Below are 3,777 nucleotides of genomic sequence, written 5' to 3'. Positions count from 1 at the left end.
CAATGTAACATCAGATGATCTTGAAGAAACAATTGTCCCTAGAGCAGTTTCAGATATTGAAGTAAATAAAGAAATTATAAGTACAAGTGCTAGTGGAAATAACGCTACACCGTATGTTGGTGAGAATATTACTTTTAGAATTACAGTAGCCAATAACGGTCCAAGTGTATCTTCAGGAGTAATATTGTCAGATCTTTTACCTACGGGTTATCTGCATGTTAGTAATACAGGTGGAGGAAACTACGATCCTGTAACAGGATTATGGAATGTGCCAGATATGATTTCAGGAAATAATGAAATCTTAGAAATCACATCAACAGTTTTATCTACTGGAAATTATAATAATTATGCTGAAATTACAGCTTCAGATAATCACGACCCTGATAGTACACCAGATGCTACCCCAGATACAGATCCTCCATCTGAAGACGATGAAGACTTTGTTGAAGTAAACCCTATACCAGTTTCAGATATTAGTTTAGTTAAAACAGTAAATGATTTAAATCCTACTACTGGAGATATAGTAACTTTTACAATTTCGGTAACGAATAATGGTCCAAGTGATGCTACTGGAATTGCTTTCGCAGATGTTGTGCCAGATGGATATTCAATTATAACTACTGGAGGAGGAACACTTTCAGGTAATATAATTACTTGGTCTGCTATAGATATAGCATTTGGAGATCCTTCATTTGTGGTAAGTTTTGATGCCGAAGTACTAGCTACTGGGGTAAACACAACAACAAGTTATTATAATACTGCTGAGATTACAGCTTCAGATAACGTAGATCCTAATAGTAATCCAGATGCTACGCCAGATAATGATACACCTACAGAAAACGATGAAAGTATAGTAGATAATATTGTAATTAACTTTTTGCCAACAGCTGTAGATGATAATGTAGAAGTTGTAGAGAATTCTACATTCATAGACAATATTATTAATGTAGTGCTGAACGATGACTTTGGTAGAGATGGCCCTAGTAATACAGCTATAGTAATAAATGGAACAGTTGTAGTAGATGGTGATATAATTTCAACAACTAATGGTTCAATTACATTCAGAGATGGAGGTACTCCAAATGATCCAACAGATGATTATGTAGAATACCAACCTAATGCAGATTATACAGGCACAGATTCATTTACTTATACAATTGAAGATGGTCAAGGATTAATAGGTAGCCCAACTGGAGATACATCAACAGCAACGGTATTTATTCTTGTACTTGCGGATACAGATGGCGACGGTGTGCCTGATATTCGTGATATAGATGATGATAATGACGGAATTTTAGATGTTTCTGAAAGCAATGGAATAGATGCAACTGGAGATGATGATAATGATGGAATTGCCAATTTTGAAGATCCTGATTTCTGTACATTAAACACGAATAATGTATGTGATATTTTAGATTTTGATGGGGACGGAATCATTAATCAGTTTGATATAGATGCCGATAATGACGGTGTTCCAGATAATGTAGAAGGTCAGTCTACATCAGGATATATTGCTCCATCTGGAGTTGACAGTGATGGTAATGGTCTAGACGATGTATATGAAAACACGCCAGGTTCTGGTGAAGGAATTTCAATTGAAAATACAGACGGGACTGATAATCCAGATTATCTAGATATAGATTCAGATAACGATAACGTACCAGATAGTATAGAAGCTCATGACGCTAATCATAATGGCATGATCGATGCAGGCGAAGATTCTTTTGCAGGAACAGATGCAGATCAAGACGGACTTGATGATGGTTACGAAGGAGCTGATGCTAATGATGGATTTGATGTTAATGATGAAATAAATGATCCAATTAATGATTTACCAAACACTGATGGAGCAGATGAGTTAGATTACAGAGATACAGATGATGATGGCGACGGAATATCAACTTTAGATGAAGATTTTAATGGCAATGGTGATCCATTTGATGATGATACAGATGGAGATGGTCAACCAAATTATTTAGACATCGATGATGATAATGATGGTATATTAACAATAGTAGAAGGGGATGTAGATGAAGATATAGATGGTAACCCTAACTACTTAGATATTGATGCTGACGGAGATGGTATTCCAGATAATGTAGAAGGACAACCAACTGTTGGATACACTCCGCCGTCAGGATTAGATTCAGACGGTGACGGCCTAGATGATGCTTACGATAGTAATACAACTGGCAATCCTAATTCTGGCGGTATAAATCCTGAGAATACAGACGGAACTGATCAACCTGATTATCTAGATGATGATTCTGATAACGATGGTGTTGAAGATTATATCGAAGGTCATGATATTAATCATGATGGCGATCCTGATATTGAATCTTCAGGTGTTGACACAGATGGCGACGGATTAGATGATGCTTTTGAAGGAGCTAATCTTAATGATCCTTTCGATGTAAATAATGGTATAACTAACCCATCAACAGATTTACCTAATACAGATCAAGACTTTGAGAATAATCCAATATTCAGTGATATTGTTGAAGGTGACGTTGAGCCTGATTATAGAGATATTGATGACGACGGTGATGGTACAGCTACAGAAGAAGAAGACACAAATGATGATGGTGATTACACAAATGACGATTGTAATGTTAATGGGATACCAAATTATTTAGATCCGTTATCATGCGACATTGTACCAAATGGCTTCTCACCAAATGACGATGGTGACAATGATACGTTTATTGTTCCGTTATTAGATGGATATCCTAACTTCAGAATAGAGATTTATGACCGTTGGGGTAATAGGGTATATAACTATGATAACAGAGGTAGAATTGGAAGTGAAATTAAGTGGTGGGATGGATATTCTACTGGTAGATTAACATTAAATAAAAATGACAAGCGAGTTCCTGTAGGCACTTACTATTACATCATATATTTTAATCAAGATAATCTGAAACCAAGAACAGGTTGGGTTTATGTAAATTATTAGGAGGCATGGTTAATAGATTATATAAAAGCATTACGATGAGAATTACAAGAGATATAATAAAGGGGTTAGCCATAGTACTGGTAGTTTTTCTACTGGGTTTCACATCGTTTGATGTAGATGCTCAACAAGACCCTCAGTATACCCAATATATGTTCAATATGAATATTGTGAATCCGGCTTATGCTGGTAGTCGTGGTACGTTGAGTATAGGTGTGTTGGGTAGAACCCAATGGGTTGGTATAGATGGCGCGCCAAAAACAGTAACAGCAGCAATCCATGCACCAATAGGTAAGAATCTGGGAGCGGGATTTTCAGCTATAGCAGATGAATTGGGTCCTGTAAAAGAACAAAACATTTATGCAGATATCTCTTATACAGTATCAACATCAGAAGAAGGTAGATTAGCTTTTGGATTAAAGGGAGGTGTAAGTTTATTTAATACCAATTTTGCCAATATTATCTTACCACAAACTCCAAGAGGGGCAGACCGATTTTTTGATGAGGATATTAATAAGACGTTTCCAAACTTTGGAGCAGGTATTTATTATTATAATGAACGATTCTATATAGGTTTATCGGCGCCAAACTTTTTAGAGACCTTACATTTTGAGAAGGAGAACAATACGATTACAAGAGCATCAGAAGAGACCCATTATTTTTTAACGAGTGGTTATGTTTTTGAGTTATCAGAGACATTAAAATTTAAACCATCAGTGATGTTAAAAGGTGTACAAGGTTCACCATTATCTGTAGATGTGTCAACGAACTTTTTGTTCAATGAACGATTTGAGGTTGGTGCAAACTATAGATTAGATGATTCA

2 protein-coding genes are annotated in these 3,777 nt (G+C 36.0%); both read left to right on the top strand.

The window, feature by feature from the left end; translation table 11 throughout:
- On the top strand, positions 1–2,956 hold a 2,956-nt coding region (locus AC3IF2_RS13210), incomplete at its 5' end, for a T9SS type B sorting domain-containing protein (protein WP_489168027.1).
- 35 nt (positions 2,957–2,991) lie between these two features.
- Positions 2,992–3,777, top strand: a 786-nt coding sequence (locus AC3IF2_RS13205; RefSeq protein WP_489168025.1) for a PorP/SprF family type IX secretion system membrane protein, incomplete at its 3' end; no start/stop codon positions are given.

This window comes from Maritimimonas rapanae (genome assembly GCF_057837205.1).
Note: the sequence above shows the minus strand (reverse complement) of the source record. Positions and strands in the feature narration are given on the sequence as shown.